Here is a 23,943-nt window from a genome sequence, read left to right on the forward strand (position 1 = left end):
GTGCTCCTCAACTGGCGGGGACGGTGGGATCAGTCGGTCTGGTAGCGGGCGCTGCCCGCATGCCACTCGCGGTTGCCGCCGACCCAGGCCCAGGTGCCGGCCAGGAAGCGGCGCAGCTCGGGCGAGCCGGTCAGGGCGAGGGCGGAGGCCTCGGCCTCGAAGGTGTGCATCAGTTCGTCGTGGATCGCCACGCTCTGCCGGACGGCCTCGTCCAGCGAGCAGCCCTCCTCGGTGGCGATCAGCATCGGCAGGCTGAAGTCGCTGGGGTCTTCCTTGCCCATCGAGTACAGGTCGTTCATCAGCACGGTGGCGGTGCCGGCCAGGTTGAACGTGCGGCGCACGGCGGGGTCGGCGAACTCGGCCTGTGGCACCTCGTAGCCGGCGATCGCGTCGACCAGCACCATGCACGGGATGAAGGAGTTCTCGTGGCGGTGCATCAGGTACTCCCATACCGGCGGGCGGTGCCCGGTGGTGTGCCACATGCCTTCCTGGCCGTACGCGACGAACATGATCGCCAGCTCGTGCCGCAGCCGCCGGACCTGGTTCCAGCTGGCGTACGCGGCCAGGTCTCCGAGGGAGGAGCGGAGTGCCATGGCGACCGGGTCGCGCTGGACGTTCTCCTCCAGCTGGGGGGCGTAGCGCAGCGGCAGTTGGGCCTGGTCGATGACGGAGTGGCAGATCGCCAGGCGCTGGCCGATCACCTCGTGCCGGGGTTCCTCGACCTCGGCGTCCACGATGTGGTCGTCCACCGACCATTCGGCCAGGCCGCACTTGGCGGCGGCGAGCAGCCGGTCGGGGTCGTCGGTCTCGGGGTGGCCGAGCATCATCAGCCGGCCGAAGTTGGCCTTGCGCAGCATGTCGGTGCGGCCGGGGTAGATGCCGATCCCCTCGGCCCATTCGATCAGCCGCTCGTTGACCAGGTCGCCGAGCGCCGGGTCGTCGCGCACCGCGGGCGGGCAGTACAGCGCGGGCGCCTTGCCGTTGGTGATCGGCCTGGCCCTGGGGGCGTCCCGGACGATGTCGTCGGTCGCCCCGGTGGCCTGGTTCGGGACGGTCGGGCGGTGGGTCAGCAGGCCGCTGGTGCCGAGTCCGGTGGGGCCGGGGGCGTGCCAGGTGAGCCGGCCGGGGGCGGGGCGCTCGGGGTGGGTGAGGATGGCGGAGACCAGCGCCGCCAGCTCGTGGGTGCCGTGCGGGGCGAGCGTCCGGGTGAGCAGTGAGGGCATGTCGGTCGTCTTTCGGCGTGGGGGCGGTCAGGACCGGGGGTGGTCGACCTCGACGTTCTCCAGCACGCCCAGCGCGTCGGGGACCAGGATCGCGGCGGAGTAGTACGTCGAGACCAGGTACTTGACGACGGCCTTCTCGTCGATGCCCATGAAGCGGACGTTCAGGCCGGGTTCGACCTCGTCGGGGATGCCGACCTGGGTGAGGCCGACCACGCCCTGGTTGTGCTCGCCGGTGCGCATCGCGAGGATCGAGGTGGTGCCGCCGCGGACCGGGATCTTGCCGCAGGGCAGCAGCGGGACGCCGCGCCAGGCGGGCACCCGGTGGCCGTGCACCTCGGCGGTGGAGAAGTAGACGCCGCGCCGGTTGGCCTCCCGGCCGAACGCGGCGATCGCCTTCGGGTGGGCGAACAGGTAGTCGGTGTCGCGGCGCATCGCGAGCAGTTCGTCCAGGTCGTCGGGGGTGGGTGCGCCGCTGTGGGTCTGGATCCGCTGGTCGAAGGCGCAGTTGGAGAGCAGCCCGAAGTCGGGGTTGTTGACGATCTCGTGCTCCTGGCGCTCGCGCAGCGCCTCGATGGTGAGTTGGAGCTGTTCCTGGGTCTGGTCCATCGGCTTGCTGTACAGGTCGCCGACCCGGCTGTGCACCCGCAGCACCGTCTGGGCGACGCTCAACTCGTACTCGCGGGGGCCGAGTTCGTAGTCGACGAAGGCGGTGGGCAGGGCGTACTCGCCCTCGTGGCCGGCCGACATGCCGATCTCGGCCTCGCCGTGCTCGTTCTGCCCGGCGGCCTGTCCGGCGAGGAAGAGCGCGATCTGTGCCTGGAGGCCCGGGGAGCGGTCCACGACCTCCTGGAAGGCCGGCCAGGCCAGCGACATGGCGGTGCCCGCGGTGGCGGCCTTCACGGTGTACGGCCAGTGGCCGTCGGGGACGTTGAGCGCCTCGTCGCCGAGGTGGTCGCCGTCGGCGTGCACGGCGAGCACGGTGTCGTCGCCGTACTTGCCGGTGCCGATCCGCTCGACCTTGCCGTGCGCGATCAGGAAGACCTCGGTGATCGGGGTGCCCGCCTGGACCAGTACCTCACCGGCGCTGAAGCCGCGCTGGACGAAGCGCCCGGCGAGCTCGTTCAGTACCGCGTGGTCCTCGAAGCCGCGCAGCACCGGGACCTCGCGCAGGCTGGGCGCCAGCACCTTGACCTCCCGGCCGGTCTGCACGAAGCTCACCCGGCCGCGGCCGACCGCATAGGAGAGCCGCCGGTTGACCCGGTAGGTGCCGGCCGAGACGTGGACCCAGGGCAGCTTGCGCAGCAGCCAGCGCGAGCTGATCTCCTGCATCTGCGGCTTGGACTTGGTCGTGGTGGCGAGGTTGCGCGCCGCCGCGGTGCTCAGGCTCTGCTGTGCCGGGGCCTGGACTTCGGGGGCGTGCTCGGTCTCGACCGACATGCGGGTCTCCTGGCTGCTCCGGTGATCCACCGCGATCACTCGGGCCAGATCACACACCCCGGTGCCCGGGGGCCTGCAAGGAGGCGCTCGTTGCGTGTTGTCGGCCGGTCCGCGCCCCCTCACGCCGGTCTCCGATGGTTGCGCGCTCCCTGCGCCCGGAGGCGGCGCACACCGTTCCGAGCGACCCGAACGGCGCAACGGGGAGCGCCTTCGGCCGGCCTGACGCCCCGTCCGGCCTGGCCGGATCTCGCCGACAGGGGCAAAAAACCGGATGAGAAATGTCGGTGGCAGCGCCTACCCTCTCGGCGATGGCCGAGAACCAGAACCCCGCTCCGCCCACCCCCGCGGATTCGAACACTCCGTCAACGGACGACACCGGAATTTCGCCCGAATCGGTACCCCGATCACCGGTGCGATCCCTGCTGCGCCTGTGGCCGTACGCCCGGGAGGCCCGCTGGCGGATCTTCGGCTCGATGGCCGCCGCCGGGCTCGCCTCGCTCAGCGTGCTGGCCGTGCCGATCGTGCTGCGCAAGATCGTGGACGGGCCGGTCGCCCACCACGACCTGGCCGGGCTGTGGCCGCTGGCCGTCGCCCTGCTGCTGCTCGGCCTCGCCGAGGCCGGCCTGTTCGGCATCCGCCGGATCATCGTGGCCCGTCCGCTGGCCAAGGTGGAGACCAAGCTCCGCGGCGACCTGTTCGCCAAGCTCCAGCGGCTGCCGATCTCCTTCCACGACCGCTGGCCGTCCGGGCAGCTGCTCTCCCGGGCCACCTCGGACCTGTTCGTGATGCGGCTGTTCCTGGCCTTCCCGCTGGTCTTCCTGGTGGTCAACTCCACCGTCTTCCTGACCGGCACCGCGCTGATGTTCGCGCTGGACTGGCGGCTCGCCCTGATCACCTTGATCCCGGCCATCCCGCTGATGATCTTCACCCGCCGCTTCGAGGCCGGGTACTCGGCCGCCTCCCGGCTCGCCCAGGACCAGAACGGCGACCTCGCGACCGTGGTCGAGGAGTCGGTGCTCGGCATCCGCATCCTCAAGGCCTTCGGCCGGCACCGCACCATGGCCGAGGAGTTCCGCCGGCACAGCGCCGACCTGCGCGACACCGAACTCCGCAAGGCCGGCCTGCTCGGCGACCTGTGGGCGGTCATCGTCGGCCTGCCCGAACTCGCCCTCGGCGGCGCCCTCGCCACCGGCGTCTACCTGGTCGCCCACGACGAACTCTCGGCCGGCACCCTGGTCGCCTTCCTGTCCACCGCGCTCGCCCTGCGCTGGCCGGTCGAGTCGATCGGCTGGCTGCTCGGCTTCGCCGCCGAGGCCGCCAGCGCCACCAACCGCTACTTCGAGGTGATGGACGAGCCGGAGCCCACCGACCCGCCCTCCGGCGAAAGCCCCACCGACGACCGCGGCATCCGCTTCACCGGCGTCCGCTTCCGCTACCCCGACGCCCCGGCCGGCACCCCCGACCTGCTGTCCGGCATCGACCTGCACATCCGCCCCGGCGAGACCCTCGCCCTGGTCGGCGCCACCGGCAGCGGCAAGACCACCCTCACCGCACTGCTCCCCCGCCTGTACGAGCCCACCGCCGGCTCGATCACGCTGGACGGCACCGACATCCGCGACCTGTCCCGCGAGGAACTCCGCCGCGAGGTCGCCGTCGCCTTCGAGGAACCCACCCTGTTCTCCGCCACCGTCCGGGAGAACGTGCTGATGGGCGCCCCGAACGCCGACCAGCAGCGGCTCGCCCGCGCCCTCGACACCGCGCAGGCCGGCTTCGTCGACCGGCTCCCCGAGGGCCTGAACACCGAGGTCGGCGAGCAGGGCCTGAGCCTGTCCGGCGGCCAGCGCCAGCGCCTCGCGCTGGCCCGCGCCGTGGTCGGCGAACCCCGCTTCCTGGTCCTCGACGACCCGCTGTCCGCGCTCGACGTGCACACCGAGGCACTGGTGGAGCGCGCCCTGCGGCAGGTCCTCGCGGACACCACCGCGCTGGTCGTCGCGCACCGCCCGTCCACCGTGCTGCTGGCCGACCGGGTCGCGCTGCTCGCCGACGGACGGATCACCGCCGTCGGCACCCACCAGGAACTCCTGCAGTCCTGTCCCGCCTACCGGGCCCTGATGTCCGGCGAATCCGACCTGGAAGGGGCGCTGGCCCGATGACCACCGCCGTCGCCGAACCCGCCGTCGAAGAGGACGACCTGGTTCCCGCGGCCACCGACGACCAGGACATCCCCGTCCCGCCCGGTGCCCCGCGCGCCCTGCTCGGTTCGCTGCTCGCCCCGCACCGCCGCCGGATCGCCGTCGCCGTGCTCGCCGTCCTGGTCCAGCAGGCCGCCCTGCAGGCCGGGCCGCTCCTCGTCGCCTACGCCATCGACCGCGGCATCCCCGCGCTGCGCGGCCACGACTCCGGCCCGCTGATCGCCGTCACCGCCGCGTACCTGGGCTGCGCGCTGGTCGCCACCCTGCTGCAACGAGCATTCATCCGGGTCGCCGCCCGGATCAACCAGGACATCCTGCTCGACCTGCGCGGCCGGATCTTCAAGCACGCGCAGCGCCTCAGCCTGGACTTCCACGAGCGCTACACCTCCGGCCGGATCATCTCCCGCGCCACCAGCGACGTGGACACCCTGCGCGAACTGCTCGCCGAGGGCCTCCAGGAACTCCTGATGGTCTGCCTATCGGTCGGCTACATCACCGTGGTGCTGATCCTGATGGACTGGCGCCTGGGCCTCGCCGCCCTGGTGTCCTTCCTGCCGATGTACCTGATCATCCGGTCCTTCCGGCGCCGCTCCCAGCAGGTCTACCGCCGCTCCCGCACCGTCACCGCCGGACTGATCGTCCGCTTCACCGAGACCATGAACGGCATCCGCCCGGTCCAGGCCTTCCGCCGCGAGTCCGCCAACAACAAGGCCTTCGACACCGTCAACCAGCAGTCCGCCACCGCCACCGCGGACGGCCTGCTGGAGATGGCCCGGTACGTCTTCCTGTCCCGGGTCACCGCCAACACCTGGATCACCGGCGTGGTCGTCCTCGGCGCGCTGCTGGTCAGCGACGGCAGCCTCGAACTCGGCGTCCTCACCGCCTTCGTGCTGTACCTGCGCCGGCTCTACGACCCGATCGACCAGCTGGCGATGTTCCTGAACAGCTACCAGTCGGCCGCCGCCGCCCTGGAGAAGATGGCCGGCCTGCTCGCCCACGAGCCCTCCGTCCCCGAGCCCACCGAGCCCACCCCGCTGCCCGCCGCCACCGGCAAGGGCCGCGAAGTCGCCTTCCGCGACACCCGGTTCGCGTACGCCAACGGCAAGGAGATCCTCCCCGAGTTCGACCTCGTCCTCCCCGCCGGACAGACCACCGCCGTGGTCGGCGCGACCGGCGCCGGCAAGTCCACCCTCGCCAAACTGCTCGCCCGCTTCTACGACCCCACCGCCGGCGCCGTCACCCTCGACGGCGTCGACCTCCGCGACCTCACCACCACCGACCTGCGGGCCGCCGTCGTGATGGTCACCCAGGAGTCCTTCCTGTTCTCCGGCACCGTCGCCGAGAACATCGCGGTCGGCAAGCCGGACGCCACCCGAGCCGAGATCGAAGCCGCGGCCCGGGCCATCGGCGCCCACGAGTTCATCACCGCCCTCCCCGACGGCTACGACACCGACGTCCGCAAGCGCGGCGGCCGCATCTCCGCCGGCCAGCGCCAACTCGTCGCCTTCGCCCGCGCCCTGCTCGCCGACCCCGCCGTCCTCATCCTCGACGAAGCCACCTCCTCCCTCGACGTCCCCGGCGAACAGGCCGTCCAGCACGCCATGCAAACCGTCCTGGCCGGCCGCACCGCCGTGATCATCGCCCACCGCCTCTCCACCGTCGAGATCGCCGACCGCGTCCTCGTCATGGACCAGGGCCGCATCGTCGAAGACGGCACCCCCGGCACCCTCATCGCCGGCGAAGGCCGCTTCGCGACGCTCCACCAGACCTGGAAGGACAGCCTGGTGTGAGTTTTCAGGGGCTGGGGGAGAACGGCGGGGCCGAGTCTGCTGACGATCAGCAGGGCGCGAAGAGGTCCCGCCGTTTCTGGTCCCCGTCTCTGACCCGACCCCCGATCAACCGATCTCCCGCAGCACGGCAGCCACCCTCTCCTCCCGGTCCCCCCGCACCTCGATCCACCGCTGCCCCGAGGCAATGAGCACCTCGCGGAAGCGCCCCGTCATCCACTCCCGCAGATGTTCCCCGTCCCGCAGCCCGTCGTCCTCGAACGCGACGCCCTCGTGCGACGTCAGCACATACAGCGCCCGCGGCACTTGCGCCTCGGCCGCCGCCCACGTCTCCGCCGTCGTGCCCCCGCAGTACCGCTCCTCCCACACCGCCGTCGCCAGCAGGTCGGTGTCGCAGACCAGCACCGGCCCTCCGGCCCTCGCGGCCCGCTCCTCGGCCTCCGCCTGCCGCTTCCGCACCAGAGCGAAGTCCCGCCCGTCCCACGCCAGTTGATCGACGGTCGGCAGTTCCGCACCCGCCATCGCCGCTTTCCCCCGCGCGACAGCGAGTTTCGCGGCGGTGAGCTCCCGCCCGTACTCGGCGACCCACCCGGTGAGCGCGTGCACGCCGCCCCGTGCCCGCATCGCGCGAGCGAGGTCGCGCGAGAGCGTCGTCGTCCCGGTCGACTCGGCCCCGAGGACGACCACCCGCCGGACCAGCCCGGCCCGGACGGCCGGTTCGAGGTCCGCCCAGTACGCGGCCGGGTCGGCCCGCACCTTGGTGCCGGACACCGGGAACGTGGCCCGGTCGACGTCGAGCACCACGGGTGCGGCGTCGAAGCGGCGGGCGAGTTCGTGCCCGTAGTCCTCGGACGAGAACACCGCATCCACGGTCTCCCCCGGCCGCAGCGCCTCCCGCATCAGCGCGACGTGGCCGTCCCAGATGTCCGGGTCCTCGTAATCAATGGGGATGTTGTCGACGGTCCCGACCACCCGCACATGCGCCTCGCCCTGCCACACCTCGCGGATCCAGCGGACCCGATCGTCGAGCGACATCGTCTCGGCATCAGCGGCCATCACCACCACGGTGACGCACTCCGCGGCATCTGCGGCGCTGCGGATCAGGAAGTGGTGCCCGGCATGCGGCGGGTAGAACTTGCCGATCACCAGGGCATGCCGGAACAGGCTCATGCGGCCACCGCCAACCCGCCCGGGCGGACGCCGAGTTCACGGCGCCAGGTGCGCAGGCCGTACAGGCACAGGCCGAGGAACAGCACGTACACGGCGGCGGTGGGGTACAGGCCCTTCCACGCGTACATCGGGATGTAGATCAGGTCGGCGACGATCCACAGGTACCAGTTCTCGATCCGCTTGGTGTTCAGCAGCCACTGGGCGGCGAGCGAGAGCGCGGTGGTGAGCGCGTCCCAGAACGGCGCGGCATCACCCACAACCGTCAGCAGCCACGTCAGCAGAACGGTGACCGGCACCACGGCCGCGAGCGCCAGGCCGACGACGCCCAACCCGCCGCGTCGCACCACCAGCCGTTCCCCGTCCGCGCCGCGGCGCAGCCACTGCCACCAGCCGTGCGCGCCGAGCGCCAGGAAGACCACCTGGAGGCCCGCGTCCGCGTAGAAGCCGGCGGTGCCGAACACCGCCAGGAAGAACACGTTGTTGGCGATGCCGACCGGGAAGGTCCACACATTGGTCCGCACCGTCAGCCATACGCATATCGCGCCGGTGACGAACCCCAGCCACTCCGTCATGTGTGCCCTCCTCCAGGCTTTACGTCGAAGTGACGATAACCATCCCCGCCCCACCCGCACAACCGCGTTTCCCATGACTTGGGAAAAACGCCCCGCCCGTCAGCCCGCCACCCATCAACCGACTCACCGCCGGGCCCCGCCCCACCGCCGGGGCCCGGCACCCAGGTGCACCGGAAACCGATCGACCCGCTCCGGCCACCGCCACTAGCCTCGGTCCGTGGACGACCCGACCGCCGGCCGAGCCGGCCCCCCTGACGCCCGCAGCCCGCTCCGTTTCCTGTGGTGGCTGGTCCGCAGCCAGCGCCGCCGCTCGCTGGCGGGCACCTTCTACGGCACCGCCTGGATGCTCGGCCTGACCGTCCAGCCCTATCTGCTCTCCCGCGCCGTCGACGACGGCCTGCGCCCGGGCCGGACGGTGGCGGTGCTCGGCTGGTCGGCGGCGATGCTCGGCTTCGGCCTGCTGAACCTGGTGCTGGCCTGGTGCCGGCACCGCACCATGACGATGGTCCGCAACGACGCGTCCTTCCGCACCATCACCGTGGTGCTGCGGCACGGCGTGCGGCTCGGCGCGGCGCTGCCCCGCCAGGTGACGGCCGGCGAGGTGGTCACCATCGGCATCTCCGACGTGTCCAAGATCGCCATGGCGCTCACCTTCATCGGGCCCGGCGTGGGCGCGGTGATCTGTTACCTGACGACCGCCGCGATCCTGTTCACCCTCGCCCCGCTGCTGGCCCTGATCGTGCTGCTCGGACTACCCTTCCTCGCCCTGGCACTGCGGCCCTTGATGTCCCGTCAGCAGGTCGCCGAGAGCCGCTTCCGCGACCACCAGGGCCGCCTGACCGCCCGGTTCGAGGATCTGGCGGGCGGCCTGCGGGTGCTGAACGGCCTGGGCGGCAAGGACGTGTACGCGGCCCGATACCGGTCCGACTCCCAGGCGCTGCGCGCCGAGGGCTACCGGGTCGGCGCGGCCGTCAGCTGGATCCAGGCACTGGGCGGCGGCCTCCCGACGCTGCTGCTGGCCGCCGTCACCTGGCTCGGCGCCCGGCTCGCCGTCGAGGGCGATCTGACGCCCGGCCAGCTGACGGCGGTGTTCGCGTACGCCGCGGTGCTGGTCGCCCCGGTGTACTTCCTGATCGAGAACAGCCAGGACATCGGCCGCGCCCTGGTCTGCGCCCGCCGGGTCACCGACTTCCTCAACCTGGCCCCCGACCCGGATCACGGCTCCGCCCAACTCCCGGCCTCCTCCGCCGAGTTGATCGACCACGAGTCCGGCGTCCGAATAGCCCCCGGCGAACTCACGGTGCTCGCTGCGGCCCGCCCGGCCGACACCGCCGCCGTCGCCGAACGCCTCGCCCGGCTCGCCCCGGCCACCACCGCCGACTGGGGCGACACCCCGCTCACCGACCTGCCCCTGGCCGGCGTCCGGGCCCGGATCACCCTCGCCGAGAACGAGGCGACCCTGTTCGCCGGCGCCCTCCGCGAAACCGTCCGCGGCCGCACCGACGCCCCCGACGACACCCTGCTGGTCGCCCTGGAGGCCGCCGCCGCCCTCGACGTGCTCGGCTCCCTGGGCGGCAAGCTCGACGCCCCGATCGCCCCCGACGGCCGCAACCTGTCCGGCGGACAGCGCCAACGCCTGCGCCTCGCCCGCGCGTTGACCGCCGCACCGGACGTCCTGCTGGCCGTCGAACCGACCTCCGCGGTGGACGCCCACACCGAGGCCGCGATGGCCGCCGGACTGCGCGCCGCCCGCGCCGGCCGCACCACCGCCCTCACCAGCACCTCCCCGCTGCTGCTCGACCAGGCCGACACCGTCCACTACCTGGTGGACGGCAAGGTCGCCGCCAGCGGCACCCACCGCGAACTGCTCCGCACCCAGCCCGGCTACCGCGCCCTGGTCACCCGAGGCTCCAACTCCCCCGCCGAGGTGGCCGAATGAGCACCCTGCCGATCGCCACCGCCCGCCAGGTCCGGCAGGCCGCCACCCGGCTGGTCCGCGAGGACGGCCGGGCATTCGCCACCGTCCTCGCCCTCAACGGCCTCGCCGCCCTGCTCGGCCTGGCCGGGCCCTGGCTGCTCGGCCGGATCATCGACCGGGTCACCCACGGCGCCACCACCGCCGACATCGACCGCCTCGGCCTGCTGCTGCTCGGCTGCGCCACCGCGCAGGTCCTGATGAACCGCCAGGCCCGCTACCTGGCCCACCGGTTCGGCGAACGGGCCGCCGCCCGCATCCGCGAACAGCTCCTCGACCGGGTCCTCGCACTGCCCGCCGCCACCGCCGAACGGGCGGGAACCGGCGACCTCACCTCACGCGGCACCACCGACGCCACCGCCGTCGGCGAAACCCTCCGGGACGTCGCGCCCGAACTCTTCGTGGCCGCCGCCCAGGCCCTGTTCATCCTCGTCGCGATCCTCACCGTCAGCCCCCTGCTGGGCAGTTGCGGCCTGCTCGGGGTCGTCGGCGTCGTCCTCGGCGCCCGCTGGTACCTGCGCCGAGCCCGTCCCGCCTACCTCGCCGACCGGGCCGCCAACGCCGGCCTCGCCGAGACCCTCTCCGCCACCGCGAACGGCGCCCGCACCATCGACGCCCTCGGCCTCCAGCAGCAGCGCCTCGACGCCGGCCGCCACGCCGTCGACACCGCCAACCTCGCCCGGCTGCGCACCCTGAACCTGCGGCTGCGCTTCTTCGCCGTCATCAACCTCTCGTACACCGTCCCCGTCGTCCTGGTCCTCCCCCTCGGCGCCCTGCTGGTCGCCCACCACACCGTCACCCTCGGCGCCGCGATCTCCGCCGTCCTGTACCTGCGACGCGTCGAAGAACCCCTCGACACCATCGTCGTCCTGCTCGAATCCGTGCAGAGCAGCACCACCGCGTACGCCCGCGTCGAAGGCCTCGCCGCCGCCCCCGCGCCCACCCCGACCGCCGACCGCGAACCCACCGACGACCGCATCCGGGTCACCGACGTCCGCTACGCGTACCCGGACGGGCCCGACGTGCTGCACGGCCTCGACCTCGACCTGCGCCCCGGCGAACGCCTCGCCGTGGTCGGCCCGTCCGGCTCCGGCAAGACCACCCTCGGCCGCCTGCTCGCCGGCATCGACCGGCCCCGCACCGGCACCATCACCGTCGGCGGCGTCCCGCTCGCCGACCTCTCCCCCGAGAGGCTGCGCCGCCAGGTCGTCCTGGTCACCCAGGAACACCACGTCTTCCTCGGCACCCTCCGCGACAACCTGCGGATCGCCGCCCCCGACGCCGACGACCCCACCCTCACCGCCGCACTCGACGCCGTCGGCTGGCACCACGACCTGCCCCACGGCCTCGACACCGACCTCGGCCCCACCCACCGCCTCGACGGCGCCCAGGCCCAGCAACTCGCCCTCGCCCGCGTCATCCTGGCCGACCCCCACACCCTGATCCTCGACGAGGCCACCGCCCTCCTCGACCCCACCGCCGCCCGCAACACCGAACGTGCCCTCGCCGCCACCCTCACCGGCCGCACCGTCATAGCCATCGCCCACCGCCTCCACACCGCCCACGACGCCGACCGCGTAGCCGTCCTCACCCAGGGCCACCTCACCGACCTCGGCCCCCACGAGACGCTCGTCACAACGGACGGCCCGTACGCCCGCCTCTGGCACTCCTGGCAGGGCTAGCACTCGCGGGTGCGCATCCAGGGGCCGGAAGGTGCGCACCCAGGGGCCCGGGGAACGGCGGGGCCGAGTCTGCGGGTGATCAACAGGGCGCGAAAGGTCCCGTAGTTTCGGGTCCCCTTCTCCGACCACCCACAACTCGGCCCCGCCGTTCCCCGGGCCCCTAAATGCACTTACCTGAGCACGCCCGCCTCCAGTCCCCCCAGCTCCACCGGCACCGCCACCAGCCCCAGCTCCGCGATCGACGCGAGCCTGGCGTGCGCGGGAAGCACTCGAACCGTGTACCCGAACGGCCCGGTCCGTGCCAGCTCAAGGTGCCCCTCGTACCGCAGCCGCCCGTCCAGGTCCGGCCCGCCCACCGCCGGCTTCAGCGCCAGCGTCGTCGCCTCGGAGATCCGGTCACTCTCGTCCACCCGCCCGGAAACCACCTGCACCTCGACGTCCTCCGGCCCGAGCCGCCCGAGCGCCACCTGCACCCGAAGCGCCAGCGTCGCCCCGAGCTCCTGCGCCTCGCCAACCCCGTCCGCCTCGACGTGCTCGACCCGCACCGAGGGCCACGCGTCACGGACCGTCGCTTTCCAGCCCGCAAGCGCCTTCGCCCCGGCGTAGTCCGAAGCCGAACCCGCCAGCCGCCGTCGCGCGCCCGCAGCCGGAACATAGAGCCGTTCGACGTACTCCCGGACCATCCGCCCGGCCAGCACCTTCGGCCCCAGGGTGACCAGCGTGTGCCGGACCATCGAGATCCACCGGTGCGGCAGCCCGTCCGCGCCGCGGTCGTAGAAGCGGGCGGCGACCTGGTGCTCGATCAGGTCGTAGAGCGCGGCGGCCTCGATGTCGTCGCGCCGTTCGGCCTCCCGGCTCTCCGGGTCGAGCACGCCCTCGCCGGTGCCGCCGTCGGCGGTGGGGATGGCCCAGCCGTTCTGGCCGTCGTACCACTCGTCCCACCAGCCGTCGAGGATGGACAGGTTGAGGCAGCCGTTCAGCGCGGCCTTCATTCCGGAGGTGCCGCAAGCCTCCAACGGGCGCAGCGGATTGTTCAGCCAGACGTCGCAGCCGGGGTAGAGCGCCTTGGCCATCGCCATGTCGTAGTCCGGCAGGAAGACAATCCGGTGCCGCACCGCGGGGTCGTCCGCGAAGGCCACGAGTTGCTGGATGAGCCGCTTGCCCCCGTCGTCGGCGGGGTGCGCCTTGCCGGCGACGACGATCTGCACGGGCCGTTCGGGGTGCAGCAGCATGGCGCGCAGCCGGGCGGGGTCGCGGAGCATCAGGGTGAGCCGCTTGTAGGAGGGGACGCGCCGGGCGAAGCCGATGGTGAGGACGTCGGGGTCGAGCACGGTGCCGGTCCAGCCGAGTTCGGCGTCGCCGGCGCCGCGCTGCTGCCAGGAGGCGCGCAGCCGTCGGCGGGCTTCGTCGACGAGTTGGGCGCGCAGGGTGCGGCGCAGTTCCCAGACTTCGGCGTTGCCGATGCGTTCCAGGCCGGTCCACTGTCCGGTGGTGCCGACGGCCATGGCCTCGTCGGCGCGTTCCTGGCCGATCTCGGTGGCGCCGAGCCGGACCACGGCGGGGTCGATCCAGGTGGGGGCGTGGACGCCGTTGGTGATCGAGGTGATGGGGACTTCGGGGGCGTCGAAGCCGGGCCACAGGCCGCTGAACATTTCCCGGCTGACGGCGCCGTGCAGGGTGGAGACGCCGTTGGCGCGCTGGGCGAGCCGCAGGCCCATGGCGGCCATGTTGAACAGCTTGGGGTCGCCGCCGGCCCAGCTCTCGGCACCGAGCGCGAGCACCTGGTCGACGGGGACGCCGGGCAGTGCGGCGTCGCCGCCGAAGTGGCGGGCGACCAGGTCCCGGTCGAAGCGGTCGATGCCGGCGGGGACGGGGGTGTGGGTGGTGAACACGGTGCCGGCCCGGACGGCTTCCAGCGCGTCGGCGAAGCCGAGGCCGGGGTGTTCGGTGGTGAGTTCGGCGATGCGTTCCAGGCCGAGGAAGCCGGCGTGGCCCTCGTTGGTGTGGAACACCTCGGGTGCGGGGTGGCCGGTGAGCCGGGCGTAGGTGCGGACGGCGCGGACGCCGCCGATGCCTAGCAGTATTTCCTGCAGCAGCCGGTGTTCGCTGCCGCCGCCGTAGAGGCGGTCGGTGACGTTGCGTTCGGCGGGGCTGTTGGCCTCGATGTCGGAGTCGAGCAGCAGCAGCGGGACCCGGCCGACCTGGGCGCGCCAGACCTGGGCGGCGAGGGTGCGGCCGCCGGGCAGGGCGAGGTCGATCCGGCAGGGGGTGCCGTCGGTTTCGCGGAGCAGGGTGACGGCAAGCGCGTCGGGGTCGAGCAGGGGGTAGCGCTCCTGCTGCCAGCCGTCCCGGCTGAGCGACTGCCGGAAGTAGCCGTGCCGGTAGAAGAGTCCGACGCCGATGATCGGGACGCCGAGGTCGGAGGCGGCCTTGAGGTGGTCTCCGGCCAGGATGCCGAGGCCGCCGGAGTACTGCGGGAGGGCAGCGGCGATGCCGTATTCGGGCGAGAAGTAGGCGACGCCGACGGGGAGCTCGCTCTCGGCGTCGTTCGCCGACTGGTACCAGCGCGGGCCGGTGAGGTAGTCGCGCAGGTCGTCGGCGAGGTCGCCGAGCCGGCGCAGGAATCGCCGGTCGCCCGCGAGGGCGGCGAGCCGGGCCGCGGGGACCTCGCCGAGCAGTCGGACCGGGTCCTCTCCGACGGCGGCCCAGACGTCCGGGTCGACGGAGCGGAACAGCTCTCTGGTCTCGGGGTGCCAGGACCAGCGGAGGTTCAGCGCGAGCTCGTGCAGTGGCTGCAGTTGTTCGGGCAGGACGGTGCGGACGGTGAACCTGCGGATTGCCTTCACGGCTTGAAGGGTAGTCCCGACCTTTCGCCTGACTGGGCGTCAACTTGCGGGCGCCACACCCGTTCGGAGCAGCGTTGAGATCGTTCCGGGCGCGTGGTGGCAAATCACGGCGCACGTAGGGCGCAAGCAGGTAAAACATGCGCCGTCGGGTGTGAACTCCTGGGATCCGAGGTGTTGCGGGGGCCTGTTTCACCCTTGTATACCGGCTGAAACCACGCGCTTGCCCGCCCGGTCCTCTTGCCCGTGGTGCGAGGATGCAACAAGGTCGTGGGTGCCGCTGGTGCACGATCGGACGGTCGTCCCCCCGCTGCCTCCGGCTGGTGCAGGTCCGGTTTTGACGTGCCCTCACTTCCCCTTAGCCCATTCGGCCTCAGTAGGCGTGTCTTTGCGTGTCCTCATTCCCCGACCGGTCGTTTTCCGGTGGGCTGGGTCACGCGGGGGCGCGCACCGAGCGACGCGCGCCGGGACACGTGCGTTCGCCGCGGCGGGTCCCGCTGCGGCGGTCGGCGGGCGGGGTGGCCGGGTCCGTCGGCGCGGGGCCGGCTCCGGCCGCGCGTCCTTCCTCACCCAGCAGTCCTCCCGGTACTCTCCCGGCGTCGCCCGCCGGGCAGAGCTGCCGCCGATCTCGGGCAGGAGCTTGGCATGCACGGCGACACGCGGGACCAGTCCACGGTACCGACGGACCACACCCCTGACGGACCGTCGACCGGGGAACCCCCGGTGCCGGCCCCGCGCACCGCGGCGGCCCGCAAGCGGGCGGCCGCACCGGCGACGAAACGTGCGGGCACCCCGCGCAAGGCCGCGTCGAAACGGACCACCACCGTCAGGTCCGCCGCGGCCCCGCCCTCCGGCGCCCCATCGGCCACCGCCGTCACCGCACCCACTGCGCCTGCCCCCGGCACCACGTCGTCCCCGCGTAAATCACCGACCCGCCCCACCCGCACCACGACAGAGAGCGACACCGTGATCGGCCGCATCCCCGTGCTTGACGTCACCCCGCTCGTCGACGCCGGCCGGCGTCCGGCCAAGGCCGTGGAGGGCGAACGCTTCCTGGTCTCCGCCACGGTGTTCCGCGAGGGCCACGACGCGGTGGGGGCCAATGTGGTGCTGCGCGACCCGCGCGGCCGTTCCGGTCCGTGGACGCCGATGCGCGAGCTGTCCGAGGGCAGCGACCGCTGGGGCGCGTACGTGACGCCGACCGCGCCGGGCCGCTGGTCGTACCTGGTGGAGGCGTGGGGCGACCCGGTGGCGACCTGGCGCAAGCGCGCGGCGGTGAAGCTCCCGGCCGGGATCGACACCGCGCTGGTGCTGGAGGAGGGCGCCCAGCTGCTGGAGCGGGCGGCGGCCGGGGTGCCGAAGAAGGAGGGCCGGGCCCAGGTGCTGGCCGCGGTGGACGCGCTGCGCGACTCCGGCCTGCCGCCGTTGAGCCGCTACGCGGCGGCGCTGGTGCCGGAGGTGACGGCGCTGCTGGCCCGTTTCCCGCTGCGCGAGCTGCTCTCGGCGACCCGTCCGCAGCCGCTCCAGGTGGACCGCAAGCGGGCGCTGTTCGGTTCCTGGTACGAGTTCTTCCCGCGCTCGGAGGGCGCGGTGGTGGACCCGAACGGTGTGGAGGCGCCGGTCTCCGGCACCTTCCGGACGGCCGCCGAGCGGCTTCCCGCGGTGGCCGCGATGGGCTTCGACGTGGTGTACCTGCCGCCGATCCACCCGATCGGCCGGGCCCACCGCAAGGGTCCGGACAACTCGCTGGAGGCCGGCCCGCAGGACGTCGGCTCGCCGTGGGCGATCGGCTCCCCCGAGGGCGGCCACGACGCCGTCCATCCGGACCTGGGCACCCTGGAGGACTTCGACCACTTCGTCGCGGAGGCGGGCGCGCTGGGCCTGGAGGTGGCGCTGGACTTCGCGCTCCAGTGCTCGCCGGACCACCCGTGGGTGCACAAGCACCCGGAGTGGTTCAGCCACCGCGCGGACGGCACCATCGCGTACGCCGAGAACCCGCCGAAGAAGTACCAGGACATCTACCCCGTCAACTTCGACCAGGACTTCGACGGGATCGTCCGCGAGACGGTGCGGATCCTGCGGTTCTGGATGGGCCACGGGGTGCGGATCTTCCGCGTCGACAACCCGCACACCAAGCCGGTGAACTTCTGGGAGAAGGTGCTCTCGGACATCGCCCGCACCGACCCGGACGTGCTGTTCCTGGCGGAGGCGTTCACCCGTCCGGCGATGATGCACACCCTGGCCAAGGTCGGCTTCCACCAGTCCTACACGTACTTCACCTGGCGCGACTCCAAGGCCGAGCTGACGGAGTACCTGACCGAGCTGACCGGCGAGGCCGCCGCCTGGATGCGGCCGAACTTCTTCGCCAACACCCCGGACATCCTGCCCGAGTACCTCCAGCAGGGCGGCCCGGCGGCGTTCGCGGTGAGAGCGGTGCTGGCGGCGGCGCTCTCACCGACCTTCGGGATCTACGCGGGCTTCGAGCTGTTCGAGAACGAGCCCGCGAAGCCCGGCTCGGAGGAGTACCTGCACTCGGAGAAGTACGAGCTGCGGCCGCGCGACTGGACCCGGCAGGACTCCCTCGCGCCGCTGCTGACCGCCCTGAACCGGCTGCGCCGCCGGCATCCCGCCCTCCAGCAGCTGCGGGACCTGCGCTTCCACCCCGTCGACAACGAGCGGATCATCGCGTTCTCCAAGTGCGCCGTCACCGAGGACGGCCTGGAGGACCAGGTGATCTGCGTGGTCAACCTGGACCCGCACCACGTCCAGGAGGCCACCGTCACGCTCGACGTGCCGGGGCCGCTGACGGTGCACGACGAGCTGACCGGCGCGACGTACGCCTGGGGCCGTCACAACTACGTCCGGCTCGATCCCTCTTCCGGGCCGGCCCACCTCCTCACGGTTCGGAGGAACCCGCAGTGACAGTCAACGAGCCCGTCCCCGACACCTTCGCCGACACCCCCGCCCGGGACCGCGACCCCGAGTGGTTCAAACGCGCGGTCTTCTACGAGGTCCTGGTGCGTTCGTTCCAGGACAGCAACGGCGACGGCGTCGGAGACCTCAAGGGGCTCACCTCGCGGCTCGACTACCTCCAGTGGCTGGGTGTGGACTGCCTCTGGCTCCCCCCGTTCATGAACTCCCCGCTGCGGGACGGCGGTTACGACGTCTCGGACTACCAGTCGGTGCTCCCGGAGTTCGGCAACCTGGCCGACTTCGTGGAGTTCGTCGACGCGGCGCACGCCCGCGGCATGCGGGTGATCATCGACTTCGTGGTGAACCACACCAGCGACCAGCACGCGTGGTTCCAGGCCTCCCGGAGCGACCCGGAGGGCCCGTACGGCGACTTCTACATGTGGGCCGACGATGACAAGCAGTACCCGGACGCCCGGATCATCTTCGTCGACACCGAGACCTCCAACTGGACGTACGACCCGGTCCGCAAGCAGTACTACTGGCACCGCTTCTTCAGTCACCAGCCGGATCTCAACTACGACAATCCGCGGGTGCAGGAGGAGGTGATGGCGGCGCTCCGGTTCTGGCTGGACCTCGGCATCGACGGCTTCCGGCTGGACGCGGTGCCGTACCTGTACGCCCGCGAGGGCACCAACTGCGAGAACCTGCCGGAGACCCACGACTTCCTGCGCCGGGTCCGCAAGGAGATCGACGCCAACTACCCGGACACCGTGCTGCTGGCGGAGGCCAACCAGTGGCCGGAGGACGTGGTCGACTACTTCGGCGACTTCGGCTCCGGCGGCGACGAGTGCCACATGGCGTTCCACTTCCCGGTGATGCCGCGGATCTTCATGGCGGTCCGCCGGGAGGCCCGCCACCCGGTCTCCGAGATCCTGGCGAAGACCCCCGAGATCCCCTCGGGCTGTCAGTGGGGCATCTTCCTGCGCAACCACGACGAGCTGACCCTGGAGATGGTCACCGACGAGGAGCGCGACTACATGTACGCGGAGTACGCGAAGGACCCGCGGATGCGGGCCAACGTGGGCATCCGCCGCCGGCTCTCCCCGCTGCTGGAGAACGACCGCAACCAGGTCGAGCTGTTCACCGCGCTGCTGCTCTCGCTGCCGGGCAGCCCGGTGCTGTACTACGGCGACGAGATCGGCATGGGCGACAACATCTGGCTCGGCGACCGGGACGGCGTACGCACCCCGATGCAGTGGACGCCGGACCGCAATGCGGGTTTCTCCTCCGCCGACCCGGGCAGGCTCAGTCTGCCGCCCATCATGGACCCGGTGTACGGCTTTCAGGTGACCAACGTCGAAGCGCAGCAAAGCAGTTCGAGTTCGCTGCTGCACTGGACGCGTCGCATGATCGAGATCCGCAAGCTCAATCCCGCGTTCGGCCTCGGCAGTTACACCGAGCTGCCCTCCAGCAATCCCGCGGTGCTGGCCTTCGTGCGCGAGTACGAGGGCGACCTGGTCATGTGCGTGAACAACTTCTCGCGGTTCGCGCAGCCGACCGAACTGGACCTGCGGCAGTACGGGGGGCGGTACCCGGTCGAGCTGATCGGCGGCGTGCGCTTCCCCACCATCGGCGAATGGCCGTACCTGCTGACGCTGGCCGGCCACGGCTTCTACTGGTTCCAGCTGCGCCAGTCCCCGGCGAAGGCGTCCGCGAAGTAGCACGCGGGGGCCGACACGCCCACGCACCAGCGATTCACCGGGCCCCGATCCGGGACACCTCTTCCGCGGGCGCGCGAGTTGCTCCGCGCGCCCCCGGAGGTCTTCGCACCACCGCGTACGGAGAACAGCCCAACGGCCATCCACACGAAGGCGTGACACCGGGCCCCGGCTCGCGTGCCGTCGCCGACGCGCCGTCGAAATCCGGAAGAGTGAAGGGCCCGGCCACGATCCCGTCGGGCAGTCGCCCGCTTCCGGGGAAAGGGAGTCATGTCCGAAACCTCCCGTTCTCAAGCCCACCTGCACCGTGATCCGTCCGCCGCCCCGGCGCCGGTCGGGACGCGGACGCCGGGGGTCCGGAGAACCGCCGCGGGAGTCAGCGAGCTGGTCCATGCGGCCCTGCCGCTGATCGCCGAATGGCTTCCCACCCAGCGCTGGTACGCCGGCAAGGGCCGGCCGATCGCCGCCCTCACCCCCGTGATCGGCACGCCGCTCCAGGTCGGCGACCCCGCGCTGCTGCACCTGCTGCTGCGGGTGGAGCACGGCGGGGCGGCCACCGGCCCCGGTGACGTGTACCAACTGCTGCTGGGCATCCGCTCGGACCGGCCCGCGGCGGTCGGGCAGCGGGCGGTGCTGGGCCGATTGGCGGGTGGCACCTACGACGGCGCGGTGCTCTACGACGCGGTGCACGACCCCGAGCTGACGGGCCGCCTGCTGGAACACCTGGCCACCGGCGACCGGTTCGGCTCGCTGTGCTTCCGCCGCACCCCGGGCCCGGGCCTGCCGGGCAACCTGCCGGGGCGGGCGTCCACCGCCGAGCAGTCCAACTCCTCGGTGATCTACGACACCGCGTTCATCCTGAAGCTGTTCCGCCGGATCAGTCCCGGGACCAACCCCGACCTGGAACTGTCGCTGGCGCTGTCCCGGGCCGGCTCGACCCGCATTCCCCGGGTCGCCGCCTGGTTCGAATGTCGCCTGGAACGCTCCGAGCCCGCCACCCTGGGCCTGCTGCAGCGCTACCTGCCGGACGCCGAGGACGGCTGGGAACTGGCGCTCGACCAGGTCGCCCGGCTGAAGGGCGATCCGTCGCCCGGCAACTTCGCGATCGAGGCGCACCGGCTGGGCCGGGCCACCGCCGAGGTGCACCGGGTGCTGGCCCGCTCGATGCCCACCACCCGGCTGGACCGGCCGCGGATCGCCGAACTGGCCGGCGCGATGGCCGACCGGCTGGACTCCGCCGTCACCGCCGTCCCCGGCCTGCTGCGCTACCGCTCCGCACTGCGCTCCGCCTTCCAGCAGCTGACGGCCGCCCACCTGGACGGGCTGCTGGTCCAGCGCATCCACGGCGACCTGCACCTCGGCCAGGCGATGCGCACCCCGCAGGGCTGGGTGCTGCTGGACTTCGAGGGCGAGCCCGCCAAACCGCTGGCCGAACGCCGCCTGCCGCAGCCCGCGCTGCGGGACGTCGCCGCGATGCTGCGCTCCTTCGACTACGCGGCCGCCCACCTGCTGGCCGGCGCCCCCGCCCAGGACCCCGAACTGGCCCACCTGGCCTCCGCCTGGGCGGCCCGCAACCGGGCCGCGTACTGCGCCGGCTACACGGCGGGCGGCGGCTGCGACCCGTCCGAGTCGCCCGAGCTGATGCGCGCCCTGGAGATCGACAAGGCCGTGTACGAGGTGGTGTACGAGGCCCGGCACCGGCCCAGCTGGCTGCCGATCCCGCTGGCCGCGATCAACCGGCTGGCCGACTCCGTCTGACCCTCCGCCCGGCCGGGCACCCCAGCCGGGCGGTCCGTTCTCCCGGCACTAACCCCGACCCGTTCGCAGGAATCCTGGAGGCCTCCGCCGTGACCCCGCTCGGTCCGCTCGACCCGCCCCTTCCGGCCGACCGCCAACCGGCCGTCCCGGCCACCTTCCGGAACGGCGAGCGCGGCAGGGGGGCCGGCTGGCAGCCCCCGGCGAAGCCCGCACGGCCGTCCGGCGCGACGCCCCGTCCGGCGGCGACCAAGAACCCGGTGGCCAAGAGCCCGGCGGCCAAGCCGGCGAACGCCCCCGCTTCCGGGAAGGCCGGGCGCCCGGCGAAGTCCCGCCCCGCGCCCGTCCGGCCCGCACCGGGCGCGGCGCTGCGGCTGCCGGAGGCTCCGCTGCCGCCCGCCGAGGTGGAGCGCCTGGTCTCCGGCGCGCACCACGACCCGCACGCCCTGCTGGGTGCGCACGCGCTGCCGACGGGCACCGCGATCCGGGTGCTGCGCCCGTTCGCCGAGCGGGTGGTGGTGGAGACCGCGCTCGGCCCGGCCGAACTGACCCACCAGCAGGCGGGACTGTTCACCGGCCTGCTGACCGGCCAGCGGTTCCCGGACTACACGCTGAGGGTGACGTACCCGGGCGGGACGCCGCTGGAGCAGCACGACGGCTACCGGTTCGCCCCGACGCTCGGCGAGCTGGACCTGCACCTGATCTCGGAGGGCCGGCACGAGCAGCTGTGGCACGCGCTCGGCTCGCACGTGCGCACCGTGGACGGGGTGGCCGGCACGTCGTTCGCGGTGTGGGCGCCGAACGCGGTCGGGGTGCGGCTGATCGGCTCGTTCAACCACTGGAACGGCACCGCGCACCCGATGCGCTCGCTGGGCTCGTCCGGCGTGTGGGAGCTGTTCGTGCCGGGCCTCGGCGAGGGCGCGCAGTACAAGTACCAGATCCTGACCCGCTCCGGCCGGGTGGTGGAGAAGGCCGACCCGCTGGCCCGGGCCGCGCAGTGCCCGCCGGACACCGCCTCGGTGGTGACGGTCTCCCGGCACGAGTGGCAGGACGCCGAGTGGATGGCGGCGCGCGCGCAGACCGTCCACCACCGCGCCCCGATGTCGGTCTACGAGCTGCACCTGGCCTCCTGGCGGCCCGACCTGACGTCCTACCGGCAGATCGCCGGGGTGCTGCCCGGCTACTTGAGCGAACTCGGCTTCACCCACGTCGAGTTCATGCCGGTGATGGAGCACCCGTTCGGCGGTTCCTGGGGCTACCAGGTGTCCGGTTTCTACGCCCCGACGGCCCGACTCGGCACCCCCGACGACTTCCGGTACCTGGTGGACACGCTGCACCGGCACGGCATCGGCGTGCTGGTCGACTGGGTGCCCGCGCACTTCCCGAAGGACGACTTCGCGCTGGCCCGGTTCGACGGCGAGCCGCTGTACGAGCCGGCCGACCCGCAGCGCGCCGAGCACCCGGACTGGGGGACGCTGGAGTTCGACTACGGCCGTACCGAGGTGCGCAACTTCCTGGTCGCCAACGCGGTGTACTGGTGCGAGGAGTTCCACGTGGACGGCCTGCGGGTGGACGCGGTCGCCTCGATGCTCTACCTCGACTACTCCCGCGAGGGCGGCGACTGGTCGCCCAACCAGTTCGGCGGCCGGGAGAACCTGGACGCGGCGTCCTTCCTCCAGGAGATGAACGCCACCGTCTACCGGCGCTGCCCGGGCGTGCTGACGGTTGCCGAGGAGTCCACCGCCTGGGACGGCGTCACCCGGCCCACCGACTCCGGGGGCCTGGGCTTCGGCCTGAAGTGGAACATGGGCTGGATGCACGACTCGCTGGTCTACATGTCCAAGGAGCCGGTGCACCGCAGGTACCACCACAACGAGATGACCTTCTCGATGGTGTACGCCTGGTCGGAGAACTACATCCTGCCGATCTCGCACGACGAGGTGGTGCACGGCAAGCAGGCGCTGGTCTCCAAGATGCCCGGCGACTGGTGGCAGCAGCGCGCCAACCACCGCGCCTACCTGGGCTTCATGTGGGCCCACCCGGGCAAGCAACTGCTGTTCATGGGTCAGGAGTTCGCCCAGGGCGCGGAGTGGGAGCACGAGAGCGGCCCGCAGTGGTGGGTGCTCGACGAGGCGTGGGCGGCGCACGCCGACCACCGCGGCGTGCAGCGCCTGGTCGGCGACCTGAACCGGGTCTACCGCGCCACCCCCGCGCTGTACGAGCAGGACACCGTCCCGGCGGGCTTCCGCTGGCTGGACGGCGGCGCGGCCGACGACAACGCGTTCTCCTTCGTCCGGTTCGCCGCCGACGGCAGCCCGCTGGTCGCGGTCAGCAACTTCTCCCCCGTGGTCCGGCGCGGGTTCCGGGTCGGTCTGCCCCGGCTGGAGGGCCGCGAGCAGCTCTGGGAGGAGGCGCTGAACACCGACGCCGAGCGGTACGGCGGCAGCGGGATCGCCAACTCCCGGCCGGTGAAGGCGGAGGGCACGCAGTGGAACGGCCAGCCGCGCTCGGCCGAACTGGTGCTGCCGCCGCTGGCCACCGTCTGGCTGCGCCCGGCCCGCACCACCTGATCGAACCGAGGACCTCCGGCCCCCCGAGCAGCCCGAACGGCAGTGCCGCAGCCCAGTCCGAATGTCATACGAAGGTATGGTCAAGATGACCTCAGCCTGAGAAAGA

At 72.4% G+C, this 23,943-nt stretch carries 13 protein-coding genes; 8 read left to right on the plus strand and 5 right to left on the minus strand.

All coding sequences use genetic code 11. The annotated features are described in order from the left end of the window. Window positions 1–29: 29 nt before the first annotated feature. Together ACFYST_RS27775 and ACFYST_RS27780 are read right to left on the minus strand one after the other, a co-directional pair. Window positions 30–1,223, minus strand: coding sequence for a family 2 encapsulin nanocompartment cargo protein terpene cyclase (locus tag ACFYST_RS27775; RefSeq protein ID WP_387637137.1), 1,194 nt, complete (start codon window positions 1,221–1,223; stop codon window positions 30–32). 27 nt (window positions 1,224–1,250) lie between these two features. After that, entirely contained in the window at window positions 1,251–2,660 is a 1,410-nt protein-coding gene (locus tag ACFYST_RS27780) for a family 2B encapsulin nanocompartment shell protein (protein WP_387637140.1), read from the minus strand. Window positions 2,661–2,968: 308 nt separating this feature from the next. Here ACFYST_RS27780 and ACFYST_RS27785 point away from each other — a divergent pair, with 308 nt between their 5' ends. Continuing rightward, window positions 2,969–4,813, plus strand: coding sequence for an ABC transporter ATP-binding protein (locus tag ACFYST_RS27785; RefSeq protein WP_387866216.1), 1,845 nt, complete (start codon window positions 2,969–2,971; stop codon window positions 4,811–4,813). After that, window positions 4,810–6,642 carry an ABC transporter ATP-binding protein gene (locus tag ACFYST_RS27790; protein ID WP_387866219.1) on the plus strand — a complete coding sequence of 611 codons (1,833 nt, stop codon included), beginning with the start codon at window positions 4,810–4,812 and terminating at the stop codon, window positions 6,640–6,642. Before ACFYST_RS27785 ends, ACFYST_RS27790 begins: the two co-directional genes overlap by 4 nt. A 105-nt stretch (window positions 6,643–6,747) precedes the next feature. Here the strand turns inward: ACFYST_RS27790 and ACFYST_RS27795 are convergent, their stop codons facing one another. Continuing rightward, a complete protein-coding gene (locus tag ACFYST_RS27795; RefSeq protein ID WP_387866222.1) occupies window positions 6,748–7,809 on the minus strand; it encodes an AAA family ATPase in 1,062 nt (353 codons plus the stop codon). Next, complete coding sequence (pnuC, locus tag ACFYST_RS27800) at window positions 7,806–8,381, minus strand: nicotinamide riboside transporter PnuC (protein WP_387637149.1); 576 nt, start codon at window positions 8,379–8,381, stop codon at window positions 7,806–7,808. Before pnuC ends, ACFYST_RS27795 begins: the two co-directional genes overlap by 4 nt. A 217-nt stretch (window positions 8,382–8,598) precedes the next feature. On the opposite strand from pnuC, the gene ACFYST_RS27805 reads away from it, so the two are divergent. Further along, window positions 8,599–10,320: an ABC transporter transmembrane domain-containing protein gene (locus tag ACFYST_RS27805; RefSeq protein WP_387866225.1), complete on the plus strand. Its 1,722-nt coding sequence runs from the start codon at window positions 8,599–8,601 to the stop codon at window positions 10,318–10,320. Beyond that, complete coding sequence (locus ACFYST_RS27810) at window positions 10,317–12,038, plus strand: ABC transporter ATP-binding protein (RefSeq protein WP_387866227.1); 1,722 nt, start codon at window positions 10,317–10,319, stop codon at window positions 12,036–12,038. The genes ACFYST_RS27805 and ACFYST_RS27810 overlap by 4 nt, the downstream gene beginning before the upstream one ends. 170 nt (window positions 12,039–12,208) lie before the next feature. On the opposite strand, the gene glgP is transcribed toward ACFYST_RS27810, so the two are convergent. Further along, window positions 12,209–14,884 (minus strand): alpha-glucan family phosphorylase, encoded by a 2,676-nt coding sequence (glgP, locus tag ACFYST_RS27815; protein WP_387866229.1) that lies wholly within the window; start codon window positions 14,882–14,884, stop codon window positions 12,209–12,211. 963 nt (window positions 14,885–15,847) lie between these two features. On the opposite strand from glgP, the gene ACFYST_RS27820 reads away from it, so the two are divergent. The 4 genes from ACFYST_RS27820 (at window position 15,848) to glgB (ending at window position 23,837) form a co-directional block, all read left to right on the plus strand. Beyond that, on the plus strand, window positions 15,848–17,803 hold the full coding sequence (locus ACFYST_RS27820) for an alpha-1,4-glucan--maltose-1-phosphate maltosyltransferase (protein WP_387637159.1): 1,956 nt from the start codon (window positions 15,848–15,850) through the stop codon (window positions 17,801–17,803). Then, window positions 17,800–19,515 carry a maltose alpha-D-glucosyltransferase gene (gene treS, locus ACFYST_RS27825; protein ID WP_387866232.1) on the plus strand — a complete coding sequence of 572 codons (1,716 nt, stop codon included), beginning with the start codon at window positions 17,800–17,802 and terminating at the stop codon, window positions 19,513–19,515. Before ACFYST_RS27820 ends, treS begins: the two co-directional genes overlap by 4 nt. A gap of 267 nt (window positions 19,516–19,782) precedes the next feature. Next, entirely contained in the window at window positions 19,783–21,270 is a 1,488-nt protein-coding gene (locus ACFYST_RS27830; protein ID WP_387637164.1) for a maltokinase, read from the plus strand. Window positions 21,271–21,359: 89 nt separating this feature from the next. Next, window positions 21,360–23,837, plus strand: a complete 2,478-nt coding sequence (glgB, locus tag ACFYST_RS27835; RefSeq protein WP_387637166.1) for a 1,4-alpha-glucan branching enzyme — start codon at window positions 21,360–21,362, stop codon at window positions 23,835–23,837. Window positions 23,838–23,943 lie beyond the last annotated feature (106 nt).

Source organism: Kitasatospora sp. NPDC004614 (assembly GCF_042873675.1).
Taxonomy (GTDB): Bacteria; Actinomycetota; Actinomycetes; order Streptomycetales; family Streptomycetaceae; genus Kitasatospora.